The sequence below is a fragment of the Bacillus timonensis genome (assembly GCF_004799755.1).
GTDB classification, from domain to species: domain Bacteria; phylum Bacillota; class Bacilli; order Bacillales; family Bacillaceae_L; genus Ferdinandcohnia; species Ferdinandcohnia timonensis_A.
The window spans coordinates 1-2,417 of record NZ_SLUB01000118.1; the positions used below are offsets into that span (position 1 = coordinate 1).

General features: G+C 31.8%; 2 protein-coding genes. Both read right to left on the reverse strand.

Features of this window, described 5'->3' with window-relative positions; translation table 11 throughout:
- The coding region (locus E1I69_RS24000) for a hypothetical protein (RefSeq protein ID WP_136382006.1) at positions 1-1,200 on the reverse strand (1,200 nt) is incomplete at its 3' end.
- Between the two features lie 175 nt (positions 1,201-1,375).
- Positions 1,376-2,417: HD-GYP domain-containing protein (locus E1I69_RS24005; protein WP_136382007.1), on the reverse strand; the 1,042-nt coding region annotated here is incomplete at its 5' end.

The following is a 2,417-nucleotide window of genomic DNA, read 5'->3' on the forward strand; positions in this document are numbered from 1 at the left end:
AGATGTGTATAAGAGACAGGAGTATATAGTCCTATATTTTTTCCTATTTCCGTATTTTTTAGTTAATGAAAAGAAAAGTAATATAAACAAGATTAAAAACTGTGCACAAAAAACGGCAGCATCCCAGAATTGAAGGGTTGACACAGATTCAGTAAACCCAGGTAGTACATTTGACACCATATAAACTAATTGCGGTATATAGTAAAAACCAAACATTGTGAAAGTTAATAATATTCCAACCAAAAAGAAAAAGGAATAAAAAATAATCACTCTATTTTTTTGTTCTATATGTTTTTTAGAAAAACGACCTTTTATAAATTCAATACTACTTTCCATCAAATTATAATTTCCAGTGCTATTTTCAAACACATAATAAAGGTCTGTTTTCATATAAATACAGCACTGATAAATGATTCGTATTACAATATCAAACGTAATTAATCCTATGATCCCATTCATCATTCCTGAGGAGAATGGATTCGTCATCTTTAAAATTAATGTAATAAAAAGAAGTACACTATCAAAATAAATCCCCGCTAAAAATAAGAGATTTCGATCCTTCGAAGAAAGACTCCAAGCTTTTGTTAGATCTGTTTCCAACACAACAAAAAACAATCGATTTCCTATTTGTAATTGAGTTGGAAGGTTGAACGAGCGAATCGCTAAAATATGCCCACTTTCGTGCATAAAGATTAAAACTATCGAAATTCCCGCATACAAAAGAATATTAAACATCATCGTATCAAAAACAAATAAATCCTGGTATCTCGGAAGAAGATTAGTGTGACTAATAAAAAGCATGATATTTACTAATAAAAGTAATGGATAGAAAAAGCGAGTAAACCGATTAAAGAAGATCTTCCCTATTTTGGGTGAAATCCATGTAACCCCTAATTCTTCAGGAATACGTGCCTTTTCTACACTTACTTTTGTTCCATCTACCATATCGACTAAATCTAAATCTAGCAATTGATGGCCAAAGTCTAGTAAATCGACTTCTTCCTTGGGATATTTTTCTTTGAGTAGGCGTTCTATTTCACCAAGCGATAAGCCGCTGTTAATCAACTCAATTGCATCAATACAGACTACTGGCATTTCATAAAATTCGTGAGTTACTAAATCTTCAATAATATAATGTTTCTTATCTTTTCGAATCTCTAACTCATGTAAACTTAAAATTGATTCAGTAGTTAATTGCAATCTTCACACCTACCCTTTTCACATAATAAAAGGATGCTATTATCTATGATAAGCATCCTTCTTCAAAAATTATTATTTTCCTTGTCCTGGTATAAAAACACACCACCAGCAAGTTGCTTTGATTTTTTTTAACTTTTTGATTTTCAATGTTTTCACCACCTAAATATAATATTTTCTATGATTCTTTTTGTATATCAATCCATTGTGGATATACTTTTTTAAATAATTCCACAAGGTTTGGATCAAATTGAGTGCCTTGCCCTTGAATTATTCGATTATATGCTTCTTCAACAGGTAAGGCTCCACGATAGGAACGAGAAGAAGTCATGGCATCGAATGCATCTGCTATTGCGGTGATTCGTGCATTTAATGGAATATCTTCACCTTTAAGCTGGTCAGGATATCCTTTACCATCCCATCTTTCATGATGTGAACGTATAATACTTAAACTTGTTCCCAATCCTTCAACACTTTTAACTGCATCTACCCCGACAACCGGATGTGTTTTAATGATTTCATATTCTTCATCTGTTAATTTTGCTGGTTTCATTAGGATTGAATCTGGGATATTAACTTTACCAATATCGTGTAATAGACATGCATAGTTAAAGGATTTTAATTCTTCTTTTGAATAAGCTCCTAGTTCTTTTGCTAATACCAATGCGTATTTCGCAACCCTTTCGCTATGACCTCTTGTATATGGGTCTTTTAATTCAAGGGCAGCTATTACACCTTTTACAATTCCAACCATTTGTTGATCGTAGGAAGTGCTTAGTGCATTTACGTATCCATAAAACCTCGTAAGTAGAATATATGCCACAATACCCAGTAGTATAATTAATACAATCGGAAGACCAACCCTTACAGTTACAAGTATCACACCACTCAACAGATATTTAGCTATTAATCCTATGGTAACAATCCAGAAATATTTTTTGTTTATAAAAATAGGAGATAATAATACAAGAAAAAGCTCAACTGCATTCCCACTTGAAAATTCATTAGGCATATTCCAGTATGTGATTAGATCATTTACAAAACTTAAAATTGCATACGTATAGAAAAAGTAATATTTCGTTAAATACTGTTTGTTTCTTTTATTATTATAAAATATTAATGGAATTAATAGTGCAAAAATAACATACATCACATATCCAAACTTATTAGGTAATCCCAAAGGGGTCTGTCTCTTATACACATCTGACGCTGCCGACGAA